Source organism: Mesorhizobium sp. P3_A2, assembly GCF_056403115.1.
Genome location: NZ_JBFUGC010000009.1, coordinates 166,453 through 183,935 on the forward strand (window position 1 = coordinate 166,453; position 17,483 = coordinate 183,935).

The window sequence follows — 17,483 nt, forward strand, 5'->3', positions numbered from 1 at the left end:
TCTGCGTCAAAGCTCCTCCCACCAGTCGCGAGATCTCCATGGGTTCTCTGTCTTCGAAGAATGCGCTCGTCACCGGCTCGACCAGCGGCATCGGCCTGGCCATTGCCCGTGCCTTTGCCGCCGAGGGCGCCAACGTCACCATCAACGGGCTCGGCGACGCCGCCGCGATCGAGCAGGAGCGCGCCGGCATCGAGAAGAATTTCGGCGTCAAGTGCCGCTACTCCGGCGCCAACATGATGGACGGCGCCGCGGTGACCGCCATGGTGCACGAGGCTGAAGCTGCCTTCGGCAGCCTCGACATTCTGGTCAACAATGCCGGGATACAGCACGTCGCGCCGATCGAGGAATTCCCCGACGACAAGTGGGAAGCCATCATCCGCATCAACCTGCTGGCTGCCTTCTACGCCATCAAGGCGGTGGTGCCGGGCATGAAGGCGCGCAAATGGGGGCGCATCATCAATACCGCGTCGGCGCATGCGCTGGTCGCCTCGCCGTTCAAGTCGGCTTATGTCTCGGCCAAACACGGCATTGCCGGCCTGACCAAGACGGTGGCGCTCGAAGTCGCGCAGGACGGTATCACCGTCAACGCCATCGCGCCTGGCTATGTCTGGACACCGCTGGTCGAAAAGCAGATCCCCGACACGATGAAGGCGCGCGGCATGACCGAGGAGCAGGTCAAGCACGACGTGCTCCTCGCGGCGCAGCCGACCAAGGAATTCGTAACCGTCGAGGAGCTTGCCGCGCTGACGCTTTTCCTGTGCTCTGACGCGGCCAGGCAGATCACCGGCACGACCTTGCCGATGGATGGCGGCTGGACGGCGCAATAGGGCTGTCCCCGAGATCAACTCGCCATCACAGACTGCAGATTGACTCATCCTCCCGGGGGGGATAGTCGACTGGCATGACAGACAACACGCACCGGTCGCATCCCGCTATCGTGAAGCGTCTAAAGCGCGCGCAAGGCCACCTTGCGGCAGTGCTCTCCATGTTCGAAGCTCATCGTTCCTGTGTTGACCTCGCACAGCAACTCCATGCCGTGGAAAGCGCCATAAGCAGCGCCAAGCGAGAACTGATCCACGATCATATCGAACATTGCCTGACCGACACCGCCGAGAGCGGAGCGCACGACTCGCTGACGGAACTCAAGCAGTTGGCCAAGTATCTATGAGCGGTCTCGGCAGGCGCACCCTCGACTGGTTCGGCTTCGGTTCGCACGGTCGTGCCGGCCACGATCACGACCACCACGGTCCGCATGGTCATACACACGGCGTCATCGATGCAACCATCGCGACGACCGATCGGGGCATCTGGGCCATAAAATGGTCGTTTGTCATCCTGGCGGTCACCGCAGCGATGCAAATGGCCGTAGTGGTTCTCTCGGGCAGCGTGGCGCTTCTTGCCGACACCATTCACAATGTTGGAGACGCAACCACTGCCATCCCCTTGTGGGTCGCCTTTATGCTGGCGAGGCGCAAGCCGTCATCAACCTTCACCTATGGACTGGGTCGGGTCGAAGACCTCGCCGGTATCGTCATCGTCCTGATCATTCTGTTCAGCGCCATCGTCGCGGGATACCAGGCTATCGAGCGCCTGATCCATCCGCAGGCAGTGACGCATCTTGGCTGGCTGACGGCGGCGGGTATCGTTGGTTTCCTCGGCAATGAGGCCGTCGCGGTGTTTCGCATCCGCATCGGCAGGGAAATCAACAGTGCGGCGCTCGTCGCTGACGGCTACCATGCCCGTACCGACGGGCTCACCAGCCTTGCCGTGGTCATTGGCGCTATCGGCGTCTGGCTCGGATTTCCGCTGGCCGACCCGATTATCGGGCTCCTCATCACGGTCGCCATTTTTGCTATCGTCTGGCAGTCGGCGCGCTCGGTGCTCACCCGTATGCTCGACGGCGTCGAGCCGGGTGTGATGGCCGAAATTCATCATGCTGGCGAGCATGTGACAGGTGCTCACATCGTCGATGCCAAGGCCCGCTGGATTGGCCACAAGTTGCACGCCGACATCGCCATCGCTGCGGACGAAACGTTGCCGCTCGCGGAAGCAAACAAGATCACGACAGCGCTGGAGAATGAGCTGTTCGAACACATGCCTGCACTCGCGACTGCCAACATCCGGTTTTCGAGCGAACATGGCGCGCACGAGCATCCACATCCTCACGACCACAATCATGGCGAACACGGCGACCACCAACACTGACGTGCGCAGAAATCCATCCGCTTCTGCCGGTCCAGGCTGATGCTCCAGACGCTTGTCGAATTCCAGCGCACGATCTACCTGGCGCTCGCCGATCAGATAAAGCTGCTCTCGGCTGGCGGTGGCTGGCTTGCGTTCCTCGCCTTTCTGCCGATGGGCGTGCTTTTCGGTGCGGCCCATGCCCTGACGCCGGGACATAGCAAGGCCGTCCTGGCCACGTATCTGGCCGGTTCGGACGCGAAGGTTTCACGCGGCCTTCTGGTGTCACTGACGCTTTCCTTCACGCATGTGACGATCGCGGTGCTGATCGCGGTGTTCTCGTTACCGCTGGTATCGATTGCCTTGGGAAGCGTTGGCCGAGCGCCGCTGCTGGAAGACGTCAGCCGTGGGTTGCTTGGCCTGATTGGCGTCTGGATGTTGTGGCGCGCATTGAGCCACGGCCACCATCACAAGCATGAGGGCGAAGCCGTTGGAGTCATGGCCGGCCTGATTCCATGCCCGCTGACCCTGTTCGTGATGACCTTCGCGATATCCAGAGGCGTTCCGCTTGCCGGTATTCTGTTTGCGGTCACCATGATGGCCGGCGTGGCGCTGACCTTGTCCTGCGTGGCGGTGTTGTCGATCCTGTTTCGGGAACGGCTGGTGCATTTTTTCGACAGCCGGCCACGCTTGTTCGACATAGTATCCAGAAGCATCGAAGGTTTCGCCGGCCTCATTCTTGCTGGCGTGGCGGTTTGGCAAATTTCTTCGCGCTGAAGACGTTGAAACGAACAGCCGGGTTGTGGATTGACAAGCACGAAGGATCATTCCAGCATAGTGACAAGGGGTTCCCTTCGCGACGACCCCGTGAGGCGTCAGCCCAACGATCGCGTCCAAACTCTCACTCTGGAGGTGGACGCCATGCCGTCAACAACCGCAATCACCGTAGCGCAACTCTCCCGCCTCGTCGGCCTGCCGGACGCGCCTGTTCTTGTCGATGTCCGCATCAACGAGGATTATGACGCCGATCCGCGCCTGCTGCCGGCCTCGTCCCGGCGCGACTTCAAGACCGTTTCCACCTGGGCGGCCGAGTTCGCCGGACGCCACGTCGTCGTCATCTGTCAAAGGGGCCAAAAACTCTCGCAAGGCGTTGCCGCATGGCTGCGCCATGAGGGCATCGCTGCCGAATCCCTGGAAGGCGGCTTCGAGGCCTGGTTGGCGGCCAAGGGTCTTGTGATCAAGACCGACAAGATGCCGCGCCGCGACGACAAGGGCCGCACGGTCTGGGTGACGCGCGCCCGCCCCAAGGTCGACCGCATCGCCTGCCCATGGCTGATCCGCCGCTTCATTGATCCTTCAGCGGTGTTCCTGTTCGTCGAACCGGCCGAAGTGCTGGCTGCCGCTGACCGTTTCGCGGCGATCCCCTTCGACATCGACGATGTGTTCTGGAGCCATCGCGGCGAGCGCTGCACCTTCGACACAATGATCGAGGAATTCGGGCTGCGCTCCGAGGCGCTCGACCGTCTTGCTTTGATCGTGCGTGCAGCCGACACGGCGCGCCTTGATCTCATACCGCAGGCGGCAGGGTTCCTGGCGGCATCGCTCGGCCTGTCGCGCATGTTCCGCGACGATCTCGAACAGCTCGAGGCCGGCATGCTGCTCTACGATGCGTTTTTCAGGTGGTGCCGCGACGCCACCGACGAAACCCACAACTGGCCGAGCGGGGGCAAAACATGAGCGCCGTTGCCGCCGGCGAAAAGGCTCATGGTGTCGAGGCGCCCCCAGCGCCGACCTTCGGGCAAGCCACAAAACTGTGGGCGAAGATCGGTCTGCTCTCCTTCGGCGGGCCGGCCGGACAGATCGCGCTGATGCACAAGGAACTGGTCGAGGAGCGGCGCTGGATCGGCGAGCAGCGTTTTTTGCATGCGCTCAATTATTGCATGCTGTTGCCCGGACCCGAGGCGCAGCAGCTGGCGATTTATATCGGCTGGCTGCTGCACCGGACCGCCGGCGGCCTCGTTGCCGGCATCCTGTTCGTGCTGCCCGGCGCCCTGGTCATGCTGGGTCTCAGCATCTTCTACGTGCTCTACAATGATGCCCCTGTCATCGATGCGCTGTTCTTCGGCATCAAGGCTGCGGTGCTGGCCGTCGTCGTCGAGGCGGTCATCCGCATCGGCAAACGGGCGCTCAAGAACCGGGTGATGGTGGCGATCGCGGTGATCGCCTTCCTTGCTATCTACGTCGTCAGGCTGCCGTTCCCGCTCATCATCCTGTTTGCAGGGCTGACCGGCTGGATCGGCAATCGCCTGGCGCCGGCCTGGTTTTCCGGAGCCGCACACGGCAAGGACAATTTGCCTGATGTCAGAGGCGCGGTCGACCTGATGTTCGAGCGCGGCGAACTTACCCATACCAGGCCGACGAAATGGCACGCGCCGCGCACCATCGCGATCTGGCTGCCGATCTGGCTCGGACCGGTCGTGCTGATCCTGGCGCTGACCGGCCCAGCCAGTGTGTGGACACAGCTCGGCGGCTTCTTCAGCCTGATGGCGGTGGTCACCTTCGGCGGTGCCTATGCAGCGCTCTCCTATGTCGCCCAGGCGGCCGTGACGTCATTCGGCTGGCTGGCGCCCGGTGAAATGGTCGACGGCCTTGGCCTTGCCGAGACGACGCCGGGACCGCTGATCCTCGTGCTGCAATTCGTCGGCTTCATCGCCGCCTACCGGCATGCCGGCGCGATGATTCCGCTCGTCGCTGGATCGCTCGGCGCACTGCTGACGCTCTGGGTGACGTTCGTGCCCTGCTTCTTCTGGATATTTCTCGGGGCGCCCTACATCGAGGCGCTGCGCGGCAACAAGGCTCTGTCGGCGGCACTGAGCGCGATCACGGCGGCTGTCGTCGGCGTGGTGATGAACCTTGCGCTGTGGTTTGCGCTGCATGTCGTCTTCGGCGCGGTGCACCGCGTCGGCCTCGGGATGGAGGTGCCGGTGCTGTCGTCGCTGGACTGGCGTGCAGCACTGCTTTCGGCAGCCGCGATGGTCGCCATGCTGAAACTGAAGATCGGCATGCTGCCGACATTAGCCGGCTCAGCACTGGCCGGACTGGCATTGCTGGCTTTGTCTGCGTAGCGCTCGAGGCAAGCAAAGCTCGATCGGCAACGGCACGTCAAAAAGGCCGGTATCCCCGGCCGCGTCGGCGCGGTCCTTGATGTCGTCGGTCTCAGCGGCTTTGAAAAGCGCCGCATCGAGGAATTGTCCCGCGGCCAACCCAGGTCCATCTGACAATGGCCGGCGTGCCGGCGGTCGCCGTGTTTCCCGAAAGGATCAGCGCGCGTCCGGGCGATGCGCTTTACGTCGAACCCGACACCGCCAAGCTGAACCTCTTCGACGCCGAGAGCGGGCGAGCGCTGGTAAGCTGATTTGACGAGGTTAGCCGAGCTGTTTCAAAGTCGGTCCCGGATCGCGCAACGGGATACGACATGGTGGATTTTGAGCGGATCGACAAGCTGATCGCAGGGGTGCCCCCGGCCTTGGCGCTTCGCGCCGGGCTGGATCTCGGCATTTTCACCCGGCTCGGCGGCAATGCGATGACTGCCGACAGCCTTGGGGCGGCGCTTAAAGTCGAGCCCGATCGTCTGTCGCGGCTCCTCTACGCGCTCGCCAGCATCGCTCTCCTCGAAGTCGAGGATGGTCAATTTCGCAACGGAGCCGAAGCGTCGGAGTTCCTCGACGCGTCCAAGCCGACCTATCGCGGTGGCGACCATGCGCTGCTGCGCGAGCTCTGGGGAGCCGACCTTTTGACCGCAGAATCGCTGCGGCAGAACCGGCCGGCTGCGCTGCACGACTTTTCCGAGGCAGGGCCTGAGTCCGCGGCGGCCTTCAGCCGAATGCTCGCACCGGGCGGGGTGTTTTTCGGCCGAAATCTGGCCCGCGCGTTGAACCTGTCGGCGATCGGCTCGGTGATCGACATTGGCGGCGGCGCCGGGACCATTCTTGTCGGACTTCGCGAGCGGTGGCCGCACATTGCGGCGACGCTGATGGAACTGCCAACGGTCGCAGCGGTCGCGCCAGCCATCCTGTCGGAATACGGCGCCGGCGACGTGGCTGTCGAAGAAGGCGACATAACGGTCGCGCCATCGATCGGCCGGCACGATCTGGCGATCCTGAAGGCCGTCGTCCAGGTCCTGCCGCCGGACCAGGCGCGCAGTTCGATCCTGAACGCGGCGCGTTGCCTCACACAGGGCGGCGAGATCGCAATTGCAGGGTGGGGCGTCGTCGATGACGACCGCCTCGGCCCGCGTGAGGGCGTCTTTCTCAATCTCACCTTCCTGAACCTCTATCGCGCAGGCGAATCGTACACCGAAGGTCAGTATCGGGCGTGGATGAGCGAGGCTGGATTTCGGGATATCTCCAGGTCGCGCCTGACCGATGGCTGCACGTTGTTTCGTGGGCGCCTCACGAGCTGATTGCCGCGGAATGGCTGGTTTCGGATGGAACGTCTGTCCGAGGCGCGTCCCGTCGCCGTGGCTCTCAAAGCCAGCCCTGGATGGATTGCACAAAGGCCCTGAGGCGGCGGGAGCCGATCTTTCCCCTTACCGGGCACCGTGGGGTATCGGCGGTCTTCTTTACGATGAGCTGTTTGGTGCGCGAGATCTCCTGAAACTCTTGCGAGTAGGCGACCAGGAAGCCATCGACGGCGGACGTGGGACGCTCCCAATTTGCCTTGTCGTCCTTATAGTCGGTGTAGTCGTCCCAAATGAGCATGCCGCCAAGCTTGAGCATCCCCCATGCCAGGACGCTATCCATCATGACGCTTTCGCGCTCATGACAGCCATCGATATAGACCAGGTCGAATTCCGCCCCTGCCTGGCGTAGTCTGATCAGCGCCGGCAGCGAGAAGTCGCGAATCTTCGTCACCCGATCGGCGTAGCGCTTCAAATTCCTGTCGAACCGTTTCCCCCGTTTGTGGAAGGGATCGACGCAGGTGATGACGGCCTTTCGCAAATAGCTGGCAAAGAAGAGCGCGGAGCGACCTTCCATGGAGCCAATTTCCAGAATCGAAAGCGGCGTGTCCCTTAGAGGTTCAAGAATGGGCATCCACGTCGACAGCTTGTTCGTCACGTAGTCGCGCTCGGCAAACGAAGCTGAAGCGTTGATGCTTTGCCAATCAAAATCCATTCCTGTCAGGCGCCCCTTCAGTGTACCCGTGATTGTCGTTCCGGCCTCGCCGCACATTTGAACAATTTTGCGTCTTGAAACCATCCCCCTGTCTTCTCGATAGCTTCGTCTCTGACGGGTAAAATGTCATTTTGGTCGACAACAAAGTTCGCGATAGCGGCGTATGACCTCTTCATGAAAACGATGTTTCGCATTCATCGTTTCTGGGGCGATACCTCCGACGGTCAAGCGGCGGCATGAGGCGCGATCGCAACAATTGCGCCTGGCCCGTCGGACTACGTCGAATCGGAATGGAGTTTTTAGACATTCGTTTATCTATTCGTGGTTTCTAATAACATATGGCATTCAATGCGTTCACATGGATGTGGTTTGTTTTCGGCCGCCTAAAACGCGCCGCGAACGGTAACGTTGCCGTCACCTTTGCCTTCACCTTGCCGATCGTGGTCGGCGGCGCCGGCCTCGGTGTGGAGACGTCCTTCTGGTACTACAGCAGCCTTAAGCTGCAGGCCGTCGCCGATGCCGCGGCCTATGCCGGTGCGCTTGAGAAAGTCGCGGGTTCCGACAACCCGACCATCGTCGCCGCCGCCACGCAGTCGGCGACCTCGAACAATTTTGCCACACCGGGCACGATCCAGGTCAACACGCCGCCGTTGTCCGGCCCGAACACCGCGAAGAAGGCGGTGGAGGTCATCGTCAAGCAGAACCTCGATCGCTACTTCACGGCGATCTTCAACAGCACGCCGGTTCCGGAACAGGCCAGGGCCGTGGCGCTCATCACCGACGCCTCGAAAGCCTGCGTGCTGGCGCTCAGCCCGTCGGCCCCCCAAGCTGCGCTCTTTTCCGGCAACACCACCGTCAACCTCAACGGCTGCTCGGTCATGTCGGACTCGATTGCCTCGGACGCCATAAAGACGCAAGGCTCGGCGGTGCTCAAGGCCGACTGCCTGATCACGGTGGGCGGCATGGTGCTGAACAATCCAGCGACCACGGTCTGCAAGTCCAACATCACCAAAGCCTTGCCGGCATCCGATCCTTTCTCCAGCCTAGCGACGCCCGCGGCCGGCAACCCGTGTAAGAATGTCAACGGCAACAAGACGTCGCAAACACTCCAGCCTGGCACCTACTGCAGCGGCATGAGCCTCAGCGGCAACGTCACCCTGCAGCCCGGCGTCTATGTCGTGCAGGGCAGCATGAAGGTCAACGCCAACGCTGTCGTCGCGGGCAGCGGGGTAACCATCTTCATGGCAGGCAGCAACACCGTCAGCATGAACGGCAACGCCAAGGTGACGCTGAGCGCGCCGACATCCGGAACCTATTCCGGCGTGCTGTTCTACGGCGACAGGACCGGGACTGCGGCGCAGAGCACCTTCAATGGCACCGCGGACTCGCTTTTGACCGGCGCCATCTATTTCCCCAGGCAGCAGGTCAACTACCTCGGCAACTTCTCAGGGAACGGCGGCTGCACTCAGGTCATCGCCGACACCATCCAGTGGTCCGGTAGTACGACCATCAAGCAGGACTGCACCAGCCTCGGGATGAAGGACATTCCGGCGACGCAGTCCGTTCAGCTCGTCGAGTAGCGCGATGGGAGGGCGGACCTTGCGCATTGTCCGGGACAAATCCGGTATAGCTGCCGTGGAATTTGCCATGTTGCTGCCCGTCCTGTGCTTGGTCTGCTTCGGCATCGCCGACGGCTGGTCCTACGTGACGAGTTACCTGCAGATGCGCGCCGGCGTCAAAACCGCGGCCAATCTCGTGATGGCCGGCGCGTCCAATGACACGGGAACGCAGGCGGTGGCGCTTTCGAGCTGGAACAACAAGCCCGATGACGCCGCGGTCGTGCTGGTCCGCTCCTATTTGTGCGGCGCCACTGTCGTGGATGAGACCACCATCTGCGGCGGAACGAAGCTGCCGACCGTCTTCGTCCAGATAACGGCGACGGGCACCTGGGTGCCCCCGTTCAATTTCGGTGTCTTCCCGGACCCGCGCGCGATCAGTCATCAGCAGGTGATCCGTGTCCGCTGAAAGGATCTGGTCCAGATGGCGCCGTGACTGCTCCGGCGGAGCAGGGCTGGAATTCGCCTTGATCGCGCCGATCCTGGTGATGCTCTTGTTCGGAATCTTCGCCTTCGGCTGGGCCATGAATGCCGTGTCGACCGTCCGCTATACGCTGGAGACCTCTTCTCGGGCGCTGCAACTGAACAACACGCTTTCGCAGAGCGACATCCAGGCCATCGCTACGGAGAAATTGGCGAACCTGGGTCTGCAGAACGTCGTTGTGACGATCGCGATCGACCCTGCCAGCGGCGGCTTCAAGATGGCGCATCTGACCGCCAGCTATGCCTTCGTCATCGCCTTCCCGTATTTCGACCAATATCCGATAAATTACGCTACGACCGTCACCGTTCCGCTGGTTGCCAGCTAGGTTGCGGCCGGCTTTCGTTGAGTTGGCGGCGCCCAACTCAGACCGTAACGGAACCACCGGGAGCCATAGCCGCCCATTCGAGTTGTACTTGCAAGGCGGTCGATTTCCTTTCTGGATGTAGCCCTTAAAAGCCCGCTGCTGGCACCTCAGTGGTGGGCTTTTTCTCTATCGGACTAAAGTCTTGCTGCTTGCTCTCGAAGGTCTGATGTAACCGCTTTGGTTCTGTTCCTGTCCATTTGATGTTCCGAACTTTTTAGTGAATCCTCATACATTTTCGTTGGTCTGGATGATGCTACCCAGCCTTAGGTCAAGTGGCCCGAAGTCTCTGGGGATGCTTCGCAACTTTCCGCACGTCGAACAGTACAGGTTGGAGGTCGCTCCGTTATAGCCTCATGCCGGGGCGGCTGGCTCGCTGAGAATTCGGGTGGGGTTCTCTCGGCGAGCCTGCAGGGGCAGAACTTACGGAAGCCTACCGGCTATCGCCACGTGACAAACAACGGAGGAGACAATTCCGATGAAGGCAATTGTTGTGACGGACCAGGCCGCGGGAACGGCCGGGATGAAGCTAGTGGAACGCCCCGAGCCACAGGCGGCTATAAACGACGTCGTCGTTCAGGTTCATGCGTCGGGATTCGTTCCGACTGAACTGACATGGCCCTCGACCTGGACTGATCGGGTTGGCCGTGACCGAACGCCATCGATCCCCGGGCACGAGCTGGCCGGAGTGATTACCGCCCTTGGCTACGGCACGACCGGGCTGTCGGTGGGCCAGCGGGTGTTCGGTCTCACCGATTGGTATCGCGACGGCACCCTTGCGGAGTATGTGGCCGTCGAGGCGCGTAACCTTGCGCCGCTGCCGGGCGACGTCGACTTTACGGTAGGCGCTAGTTTGCCGATCTCAGGCCTGACTGCGTGGCAGGGTCTGTTCGATCACGGCCGCCTTCAGGCCGGGCGAAGCGTCCTTGCGCATGGTGCGGCCGGCGCGGTTGGATCGATGGTGACACAACTCGCACGGGAGGCCGGCGCCTACGTCATTGGCACCGGACGCGCTGCCGACCGTCAGAAGGCGCTCGACTTCGGCGCGAACGAGTTCGTCGACCTCGAGAAGGACGCCCTGGAAGACGTCGGCGGCGTCGACCTGGTGTTCGATGTCATCGGCGGCGACATCCAGAAGCGGTCAGCAGGCCTGATTCGAGCCGGAGGAACACTGGTGACCGTCGTCGGGCCGCCCGACGCACAGCCCGCCAAGGGCCTGGCGGTCGACTTCGTTGTCGAGTCCGATCGTGCTCAACTGAATGAGATCATCCAGCGGGTGCGGGACGGTCGACTGCGGACGAACATCGGCAACATCTCGACCCTCGACGATGCCGTTTCCGCCTTCAACCCGACCGAGCGACGCTCGGGGAAGACAGTCATCCGCGTTCGTCCGTGAGCGACACGCGCGTATCGATGCACGCACCCGGCCGGCACTATACTGATCGGCTGGGTGCCGCAGGCGATCGACGGGCGCCAAGAGTCGTATCTGAATCTATGCCCCCTTCACGATTCTCGGTTTGGTCGGTCGTCGGGATTGAGCGGCGCTCTCGATGGCCAAGGCCAGCCGCTTCTCGTCTTCGATGGCGCGATCGACTGCCTCAATTTCCTCTTGAAGCGCCTTCAGCTCGGCTCCGTAGCTGGAGCCGTCGCTGTCCCCGATCTGAAAGCCACTTGCCCGCATTGCGTCGCGAGTATGGTGCACGTTACGGACTCCTTCGCGTCGAGTCGCGACCAGGATCTCCCTGAACTCATCAAGACGTTCAACGTGACTGCGAGTCATTGCGTTCTCCTATTTCTTCGTCATCGTCGCCGACGGCAATCCTGAACGGCGGATCCTTGCGGCGCAGAAGGTCTAAATGACTACAGGAGATACTCTCGACAAAGCATGAGTGCGGAAGCTCAAATTTGAACGTCTTGCAATAAAGTAGAGTGCGGCAGGCGGAAATTGGCTTGGCAAAACAGTCGGGCGCGTAAATTGCCCTGCAGAGACGCCTGCTAGGAATCGAACAGAACGGAGACTTTTGGCCAGCGCTCCGCCAACAGTCAGGGTATCCTTATCGCTAACAAGCGGAAATGTCCGCCCAATTCCGGGGCCGTTCAACGCCGCCAAAATGGCAGTGACTGAGTGGTGATCCCGACAGGAATCGAACCTGTGACCTACAGATTAGGAATCTGCCGCTCTATCCTACTGAGCTACGGGACCACGCGGCCCGACACATAGCCGCTTCAGACCGTTTCGCCAAGAGGCTCGCCGAAGGCAAATCAAGAGGCCGGCCGAAGGCAAATCGGCCGGCCTTTCGGCGGCATAGGTTAGGCGGCGAGCGCTGTTTCGGCCAGTTTCACCCAGTAGCTCATGCCGTGCGGGATGACTTCGTCGTTGAAGTCGTAGGCCGGGTGGTGGAGGCCGGCGGTCTCGCCATTACCGATGAAGATGAAGGCGCCGGGCCGGGCTTCCAGCATGTAGGAGAAATCCTCGCCGCCCATCACCGGCTGGATGGCGCGGTGGACCTGGGTGTCGCCGGCGACACTTGCCGCGACATCGCTGGCAAAGACGGTTTCTTCCGGATTGTTGAAGGTCACGGGGTAGTTGGCGTCATAGTCGACAGTGATCGTCGCGCCGAAGGCGGTGGCAATACCGTCGCAAATAGCGCGGATGCGCTCTTCCGACTTCTTGGCGATCTCCTTTTTCAGCGTGCGCACCGTGCCGGCGATCTCGGCGGTCTCCGGAATCACGTTGTAGGCGTCGCCGGCGTGGAATTTGGTCACCGACACCACCACGGCCTCGACCGGATCGGTGCTGCGCGAGGCAACGGTCTGCAAAGCGCCGACGAGTTGGCTGGCGATGACGATCGGGTCGATCGTGCCGTGCGGCATAGCCGCATGGCCGCCGCGGCCCTTGACCGTGATGGTGAACTCGGCCGTCGCCGCCATGATGGGGCCCGGCCGGATGGCGAACTGGCCGACCGGCAGGCCCGGCATGTTGTGCATGCCGAACACTCTGGAAATGTCGAAGCGCTCCATCATGCCGTCCTTGACCATCTCGTTGCCGCCGCCGCCGCCTTCCTCCGCCGGCTGGAAGATGACAGCCACGGAGCCGGCGAAATTGCGCGTCTCGGTTAGGTATTTGGCTGCGCCCAGCAGCATTGCCGTGTGGCCGTCATGGCCGCAGGCGTGCATTTTGCCGGGAACGGTCGAGGCGTAGGACTTGCCGGTGATCTCGTTGATCGGCAGCGCGTCCATGTCGGCGCGCAAGCCAATGGTCGCGCCATCGCCCTTGCGGCCATGGATGATGCCGACGACGCCGGTCTTGCCGAGGCCCGTCACCACGTCGTCGCAGCCGAACTCCTTCAGCTTCTCGGTGACGAAGGCCGCGGTCTTGAAGACATCGAAATTCAGTTCTGGCGTCTGGTGCAGATGACGTCGCCAGCCGGCAACTTCATCCTGCATCTCGGCGGCGCGGTTCAGAATCGGCATAATGGTTCCATCTCGCTGTTGGAGCAGACGGTCTGGCCTGCTGCTTTGCAATTGTGATTGCCAGGCACTTTGCCATCTTGGCGTCACATAGGGTAAATAGCACCGCAAACAACGTGATCCGGAAATTGAGGGCCGGATCTCATCATGCTGGCCATCGCGTAACGAAATCTTACGGAGCCAGGGGCGACTACGGCAAGAGGCGATTTCGGATTCCATGATGCGGCACAGCCATATCCTCAAATTACTGCTAACGGGCGCCTTGGCGCTGCCGATGCTGGCTGGGCCGGCTTCGGCCAATCCGATTGTCCTGTTCGACCTGAACAGCGGCAAGGTCCTGCAGCATCAGGACGCCTTCAGCCGCTGGTATCCGGCTTCGCTGAGCAAGCTGATGACTGCCTATGTCACCTTCCGGGCGATTGCCGCCGGCGAGGTCCAACTCGATTCACCGATCAAGGTGACCAAGCATTCGGCCGGCGAACCGCCGAGCAAGATGGGCTTCAAGCCTGGTTCGGTGATGCGGCTCGACAATGCGCTGAAGATGATGCTGGTCAAATCGGCCAACGACATCGCGATGGCCGTCGGCGAGAATATAGGCGGCTCGCAGGCCGGCTTCGCCATCCGCATGAACGCTGAAGCCGCGCGGCTCGGCATGACCGGGACGCATTTCGTCAACCCGAACGGGCTGTTTTCGCCGGAGCAGTATACGACGGCGCGTGACCTTGCCTTGCTGGTGATGGCGATCCGCAAGGAATTCCCGCAATATGCGCCCTGGTTCTCGATCGAAGGCCTTGCCGTCGGCAAGAAGGCGATCTCAAACTACAATCTCTTGATCGGCCGCTATCCCGGCGCCGACGGCATGAAAACCGGCTTCGTCTGTCCCTCGGGCTTCAACATGATCGGCTCTGCGACGCGCAATGGCCGCACGCTGGTCGCTGTCGTGCTTGGCGAAAAATCGGCGATCAGCCGCGCCGAGACCGCCGCCAGGCTGCTCGACCAGGGCTTTGCCATGTCCGAGCCGAACTGGCTCACGGTCGCGGCCATGCCTTCCTATGGCGATACCATGTCGCCTAACGACATGCATGACGAGATTTGCAAGAAGAAGGCGCGCGAAGAACAGTCCGAGGCAGCACCGCCGGTGGCCGCGAAAGACGCCGCGGCCGCACCGAAATCGCCCTATCAGGAAAAGCTCGACCACGTGCCGACGCTGGTTGCCGTCGGCCTCGGCGGCGCCACCGGGCCGGCGCCGAAGGCAATGCTCGACCAGGGCGGCCAGGAATTCGCCGATGTGCCGCTGCCGAGCTGGCGGCCCGACATCCCGGCTCCAAAGGGCTCGGAACCGATCGTGGTGGGTTCGGCAAGCCCGGTGCAAGGCGACCAGCCGGTCAAGGCCGCGAACTAGGCCGATGGCCAGCTTTCCGATACCCGTCACTGTGCTCACCGGCTTCCTCGGCGCCGGCAAGACGACATTGCTCAACCGGCTTCTCAAAGACCCGGCGCTGGTCGACACCGCCGTCATCATCAACGAATTCGGCGAGGTTGCGATCGACCATCTCTTGGTCGAGCAGGCCTCCGACGGCATCATCCAGCTGTCCGATGGGTGCCTGTGCTGCACGGTGCGCGGCGAACTGGTCGACACGCTGGCCGACCTCGTCGACAGGCTGCAGACAGGTCGTATAGCCCGCCTTGCCCGCGTCGTTGTCGAGACCACGGGGCTCGCGGATCCGGCGCCGGTGCTGCAGTCGATCATGGCGCATCCCGCCCTGGTCCAGGCCTTCCGGCTCGACGGCGTCATCACGCTGGTCGACGCGGTCAACGGCAATGTCACGCTCGATGGTCATGTCGAGGCGGTCAAACAGGTGGCGATGGCCGACCGTATCGTGCTGACCAAGGTTGATCTGGCCGGCGATCCCGCCGATCTCAAGGCCCTGCGGGCGCGGCTCCATCAGCTCAATCCGGGAGCCAGAGTGCTGGAGGCCGGTGACAGCCAAACCGGCGTCGCGGCGCTGTTCGATTGCGGCCTCTACAATCCGGCGACCAAATCCGCCGATGTCCAGCGCTGGCTCGGCGAAGAAGCCGCGCATGAACATCACCATGATCATGGCGACCACCATCACCATGGCCACGGCGATCATGATCACGCCGAGCACCGCCACGATTCCCGTGTGCGTTCCTATTCGCTGGTCCATGACGGGCCCGTGCCGTTTTCGGCGATCGAGATGTTCCTCGACCTGTTGCGCTCGGCGCATGGCGACAAGCTGTTGCGCATGAAGGGCGTCATCGAGCTTGCGGAAGATCCGTCACGGCCGCTGGTCGTCCACGGCGTGCAGAGGATCCTGCATCCGCCGGCGCGGCTGCCGTCCTGGCCGGACGGCCAGCGCGGCACCAGGCTGGTGCTGATCACGCTCGACATGCCGGAAGACTATGTGCGCCGGCTGTTTGCCGCCTTCACCAACCGCCCGTCGATCGACACGCCGGATCGTGCGGCGCTGGAGAGCAATCCGCTGGCGATTGCCGGGGGCTAGAGCATTTCCAGGGCGCTAAGCGCCGCGCTCGACCAGAAAGCGATGGCCGCCGGTGACGGCCACTGTTTCAACCAACTGGTGGCCGGCGTCGGCGCAAAAGGCGGGGATATCGATGACCGCCAGCGGGTCGGTGGTCTCCAGCCACAGCCGGCTGCCCGGCTGCATCGCCGCCAGGCGTTTTTTCGCCTTGAGAACGGGCAAGGGGCAGTTCAGACCCTTGAGATCATAGATCGCGGCCAAGGTGAAACCTCAGCCGCCGAACATGCCGAGCAGCTTGTTCTTGATCTTTGACAGCCGGCTTTCGTCGGCCTGCGGCTCGGCCGGGGCTGCTTCGACGCTGGCGGTGGCGACCGGCTGCTGGGCGGCCTGCTTGGCTGCTTCCTTCTCGGCCAGCGCCTGGGCCTTGGCCGCTTCCTTTTCAGCCAGTGCCTGGGCCTTGGCGGCTTTCGCGGCTTCGATGGCCGCAACCCGCTGTTCCTCGGCCTTGCGCTTGGCTTCCTTCTCGGCGTCGAGCGCGGCCATCTTGCGACCGGCCGGCGAATCGATGCGGCCCATGCGCGCCGTCTCGGTCACCGTGCCGTCGGAATTGAGCGACGGCGGATCGATCGGCACGCGCTCACCGCGGGCGCGGCGCTTCGACCAGTCGGAAACGATGCTGGCTTCCTTGATGCCGGCGATCGTCGGCTTGGGCGCCGGCACGCTGGCCTTGACGGCGCCGCTGAAGGCCGCGTCATAGCTGCTTTGATAGGCGTTGTAGGCGCTCTTCAACGAATCCGGCTGCGTGGTCGGAGGGCAGGCGCCGGTCGGATCGAAGGTCGTGCCTTCGGGCGCCACCTGGTTGAAGACATAGCGCTTCTCGCAGACATCGACCTTCGGCGGCACCTTGGTGATCTCGAAATTGTCGTAGCCGACCTTCAGCATCTTCCAGAACTCGTAGTTCGGGTCGTTGCGGTAGCGCGCCATGTTGGCGGCGGTCATGCGGAACGGAAAGGCCTGGATCTGGAACTCGGTCTGGCCACCCTGGAAGGCGTCGCGGCCGAAGGCGTAGATCTGTTCGATCTGCGGGTCGGTCATCGAATAGCAGCCCGATGACGAGCAGGCGCCGTGCACCATGAGATTGGCGCCGGTCCGGCCATTGGCACGGTCATAGGCGTTGGGATAGCCGATGTTGAAGGACAGGTGATAGTTCGAGCGCGGGTTCATCTGCGATGGGCGAACCGTGTAAAAACCTTCCGGCGCCTGGCGGTCGCCCTCGGTGTATTTCGGTCCGAGCTTGCCCGACCATTTGCAGATGTCGTAGCTGGCGACCATCTCGTAGCGGCCGTTGGTCTTGGCCTTCCAGATCTCGAGCTTGCCTTCTTCCTTGAAGATGCGGGCCATCACCGACGAGGTGCGGATCATGCCCTTGGCCTTCATGTCGGCGAGGATCTTGTCCGGCAGCGGCTTGTTAGCCTCCGGCGCGAAATCCTTCATCGAGGAATCGTTGCAGCCGGCAACGCCGAGGGCGGCGATCAGTATTCCGGTGCGGGCAAGCTTGGCAAACATGGTTACGGCTATGTCTTTTTCCCGGGGCGTGGGGCTTCGCAGCCGCAGGCCAACACACTAAACCTTCACGGACCCTAAGCCCGTTAACCTTGAAAATTCCTTACCGCAAGCTCCGGACGGCTGCCC

19 protein-coding genes and 1 tRNA gene are annotated in these 17,483 nt (G+C 62.4%); 14 read left to right on the forward strand and 6 right to left on the reverse strand.

What is annotated here, in order from left to right:
• Positions 1–38: 38 nt before the first annotated feature.
• From AC1DXM_RS21375 to AC1DXM_RS21410, 8 genes are all read left to right on the forward strand, one after another.
• Entirely contained in the window at positions 39–827 is a 789-nt protein-coding gene (locus AC1DXM_RS21375; protein ID WP_477235901.1) for a 3-hydroxybutyrate dehydrogenase, read from the forward strand.
• A 74-nt stretch (positions 828–901) separates the two neighbouring features.
• Positions 902–1,168: a metal-sensing transcriptional repressor gene (locus tag AC1DXM_RS21380; protein WP_477235903.1), complete on the forward strand. Its 267-nt coding sequence runs from the start codon at positions 902–904 to the stop codon at positions 1,166–1,168.
• Positions 1,165–2,205: a cation diffusion facilitator family transporter gene (locus tag AC1DXM_RS21385; protein WP_477235905.1), complete on the forward strand. Its 1,041-nt coding sequence runs from the start codon at positions 1,165–1,167 to the stop codon at positions 2,203–2,205. Before AC1DXM_RS21380 ends, AC1DXM_RS21385 begins: the two co-directional genes overlap by 4 nt.
• Before the next feature lie 39 nt (positions 2,206–2,244).
• Positions 2,245–2,958 carry a HoxN/HupN/NixA family nickel/cobalt transporter gene (locus AC1DXM_RS21390; protein ID WP_477235907.1) on the forward strand — a complete coding sequence of 238 codons (714 nt, stop codon included), beginning with the start codon at positions 2,245–2,247 and terminating at the stop codon, positions 2,956–2,958.
• A gap of 144 nt (positions 2,959–3,102) precedes the next feature.
• Positions 3,103–3,918 carry a chromate resistance protein ChrB domain-containing protein gene (locus AC1DXM_RS21395; RefSeq protein WP_477235909.1) on the forward strand — a complete coding sequence of 272 codons (816 nt, stop codon included), beginning with the start codon at positions 3,103–3,105 and terminating at the stop codon, positions 3,916–3,918.
• Positions 3,915–5,306 (forward strand): chromate efflux transporter, encoded by a 1,392-nt coding sequence (gene chrA / locus AC1DXM_RS21400; RefSeq protein ID WP_477235911.1) that lies wholly within the window; start codon positions 3,915–3,917, stop codon positions 5,304–5,306. Before AC1DXM_RS21395 ends, chrA begins: the two co-directional genes overlap by 4 nt.
• 155 nt (positions 5,307–5,461) lie before the next feature.
• Positions 5,462–5,596, forward strand: coding sequence for a hypothetical protein (locus AC1DXM_RS21405; RefSeq protein ID WP_477235913.1), 135 nt, complete (start codon positions 5,462–5,464; stop codon positions 5,594–5,596).
• A gap of 60 nt (positions 5,597–5,656) precedes the next feature.
• Positions 5,657–6,643, forward strand: a complete 987-nt coding sequence (locus tag AC1DXM_RS21410; protein WP_477235915.1) for a methyltransferase — start codon at positions 5,657–5,659, stop codon at positions 6,641–6,643.
• 64 nt (positions 6,644–6,707) lie between these two features.
• Here AC1DXM_RS21410 and AC1DXM_RS21415 read toward each other — a convergent pair whose 3' ends face one another.
• Positions 6,708–7,439 (reverse strand): class I SAM-dependent methyltransferase, encoded by a 732-nt coding sequence (locus tag AC1DXM_RS21415; protein ID WP_477235917.1) that lies wholly within the window; start codon positions 7,437–7,439, stop codon positions 6,708–6,710.
• Between the two features lie 278 nt (positions 7,440–7,717).
• Here AC1DXM_RS21415 and AC1DXM_RS21420 point away from each other — a divergent pair, with 278 nt between their 5' ends.
• The 4 genes from AC1DXM_RS21420 (at position 7,718) to AC1DXM_RS21435 (ending at position 11,212) form a co-directional block, all read left to right on the forward strand.
• On the forward strand, positions 7,718–8,935 hold the full coding sequence (locus AC1DXM_RS21420; protein WP_477235919.1) for a pilus assembly protein TadG-related protein: 1,218 nt from the start codon (positions 7,718–7,720) through the stop codon (positions 8,933–8,935).
• Between the two features lie 4 nt (positions 8,936–8,939).
• Entirely contained in the window at positions 8,940–9,380 is a 441-nt protein-coding gene (locus tag AC1DXM_RS21425) for a TadE/TadG family type IV pilus assembly protein (RefSeq protein WP_477235921.1), read from the forward strand.
• 58 nt (positions 9,381–9,438) lie between these two features.
• Positions 9,439–9,780 carry a TadE/TadG family type IV pilus assembly protein gene (locus tag AC1DXM_RS21430; protein ID WP_246501830.1) on the forward strand — a complete coding sequence of 114 codons (342 nt, stop codon included), beginning with the start codon at positions 9,439–9,441 and terminating at the stop codon, positions 9,778–9,780.
• Positions 9,781–10,294: 514 nt separating this feature from the next.
• A complete protein-coding gene (locus tag AC1DXM_RS21435) occupies positions 10,295–11,212 on the forward strand; it encodes an NADP-dependent oxidoreductase (protein ID WP_477235923.1) in 918 nt (305 codons plus the stop codon).
• 96 nt (positions 11,213–11,308) lie between these two features.
• Here the strand turns inward: AC1DXM_RS21435 and AC1DXM_RS21440 are convergent, their stop codons facing one another.
• From AC1DXM_RS21440 to AC1DXM_RS21450, 3 genes are all read right to left on the reverse strand, one after another.
• The gene (locus tag AC1DXM_RS21440) at positions 11,309–11,596 is read right to left on the reverse strand and encodes a hypothetical protein (protein ID WP_477235925.1); all 288 of its coding nucleotides are present in this window, start codon (positions 11,594–11,596) and stop codon (positions 11,309–11,311) included.
• A 346-nt stretch (positions 11,597–11,942) separates the two neighbouring features.
• Positions 11,943–12,019 (reverse strand) — tRNA-Arg (locus AC1DXM_RS21445).
• A 107-nt stretch (positions 12,020–12,126) separates the two neighbouring features.
• On the reverse strand, positions 12,127–13,290 hold the full coding sequence (locus AC1DXM_RS21450; RefSeq protein ID WP_477235927.1) for a M20 aminoacylase family protein: 1,164 nt from the start codon (positions 13,288–13,290) through the stop codon (positions 12,127–12,129).
• Positions 13,291–13,507: 217 nt separating this feature from the next.
• Here AC1DXM_RS21450 and AC1DXM_RS21455 point away from each other — a divergent pair, with 217 nt between their 5' ends.
• Together AC1DXM_RS21455 and AC1DXM_RS21460 are read left to right on the forward strand one after the other, a co-directional pair.
• On the forward strand, positions 13,508–14,689 hold the full coding sequence (locus AC1DXM_RS21455) for a D-alanyl-D-alanine carboxypeptidase family protein (protein ID WP_477236144.1): 1,182 nt from the start codon (positions 13,508–13,510) through the stop codon (positions 14,687–14,689).
• Positions 14,690–14,693: 4 nt separating this feature from the next.
• Positions 14,694–15,812, forward strand: coding sequence for a CobW family GTP-binding protein (locus tag AC1DXM_RS21460; RefSeq protein ID WP_477235929.1), 1,119 nt, complete (start codon positions 14,694–14,696; stop codon positions 15,810–15,812).
• Between the two features lie 15 nt (positions 15,813–15,827).
• On the opposite strand, the gene AC1DXM_RS21465 is transcribed toward AC1DXM_RS21460, so the two are convergent.
• A complete protein-coding gene (locus AC1DXM_RS21465) occupies positions 15,828–16,052 on the reverse strand; it encodes a sulfurtransferase TusA family protein (protein ID WP_477235931.1) in 225 nt (74 codons plus the stop codon).
• Positions 16,053–16,061: 9 nt separating this feature from the next.
• A complete protein-coding gene (locus AC1DXM_RS21470) occupies positions 16,062–17,357 on the reverse strand; it encodes a L,D-transpeptidase family protein (protein WP_477235933.1) in 1,296 nt (431 codons plus the stop codon).
• Between the last annotated feature and the right edge of the window lie 126 nt (positions 17,358–17,483).

Excerpts from the sequence above, each read along its gene's own strand:
- AC1DXM_RS21375 (WP_477235901.1), top strand. The coding sequence starts at position 39 with ATGGGTTCTCTGTCTTCGAAGAATGCGCTCGTCACCGGCTCGACCAGC.
- AC1DXM_RS21450 (WP_477235927.1), bottom strand. The coding sequence starts at position 13,290 with ATGCCGATTCTGAACCGCGCCGCCGAGATGCAGGATGAAGTTGCCGGC.
- AC1DXM_RS21440 (WP_477235925.1), bottom strand. The coding sequence starts at position 11,596 with ATGACTCGCAGTCACGTTGAACGTCTTGATGAGTTCAGGGAGATCCTG.
- AC1DXM_RS21425 (WP_477235921.1), top strand. The coding sequence starts at position 8,940 with ATGGGAGGGCGGACCTTGCGCATTGTCCGGGACAAATCCGGTATAGCT.
- AC1DXM_RS21415 (WP_477235917.1), bottom strand. The coding sequence starts at position 7,439 with ATGGTTTCAAGACGCAAAATTGTTCAAATGTGCGGCGAGGCCGGAACG.
- AC1DXM_RS21390 (WP_477235907.1), top strand. The coding sequence starts at position 2,245 with ATGCTCCAGACGCTTGTCGAATTCCAGCGCACGATCTACCTGGCGCTC.
- AC1DXM_RS21460 (WP_477235929.1), top strand. The coding sequence starts at position 14,694 with ATGGCCAGCTTTCCGATACCCGTCACTGTGCTCACCGGCTTCCTCGGC.
- AC1DXM_RS21405 (WP_477235913.1), top strand. The coding sequence starts at position 5,462 with ATGGCCGGCGTGCCGGCGGTCGCCGTGTTTCCCGAAAGGATCAGCGCG.
- AC1DXM_RS21435 (WP_477235923.1), top strand. The coding sequence starts at position 10,295 with ATGAAGGCAATTGTTGTGACGGACCAGGCCGCGGGAACGGCCGGGATG.
- AC1DXM_RS21470 (WP_477235933.1), bottom strand. The coding sequence starts at position 17,357 with ATGTTTGCCAAGCTTGCCCGCACCGGAATACTGATCGCCGCCCTCGGC.
- AC1DXM_RS21420 (WP_477235919.1), top strand. The coding sequence starts at position 7,718 with ATGTGGTTTGTTTTCGGCCGCCTAAAACGCGCCGCGAACGGTAACGTT.
- chrA (WP_477235911.1), top strand. The coding sequence starts at position 3,915 with ATGAGCGCCGTTGCCGCCGGCGAAAAGGCTCATGGTGTCGAGGCGCCC.
- AC1DXM_RS21395 (WP_477235909.1), top strand. The coding sequence starts at position 3,103 with ATGCCGTCAACAACCGCAATCACCGTAGCGCAACTCTCCCGCCTCGTC.
- AC1DXM_RS21385 (WP_477235905.1), top strand. The coding sequence starts at position 1,165 with ATGAGCGGTCTCGGCAGGCGCACCCTCGACTGGTTCGGCTTCGGTTCG.
- AC1DXM_RS21380 (WP_477235903.1), top strand. The coding sequence starts at position 902 with ATGACAGACAACACGCACCGGTCGCATCCCGCTATCGTGAAGCGTCTA.
- AC1DXM_RS21455 (WP_477236144.1), top strand. The coding sequence starts at position 13,508 with ATGCGGCACAGCCATATCCTCAAATTACTGCTAACGGGCGCCTTGGCG.
- AC1DXM_RS21410 (WP_477235915.1), top strand. The coding sequence starts at position 5,657 with ATGGTGGATTTTGAGCGGATCGACAAGCTGATCGCAGGGGTGCCCCCG.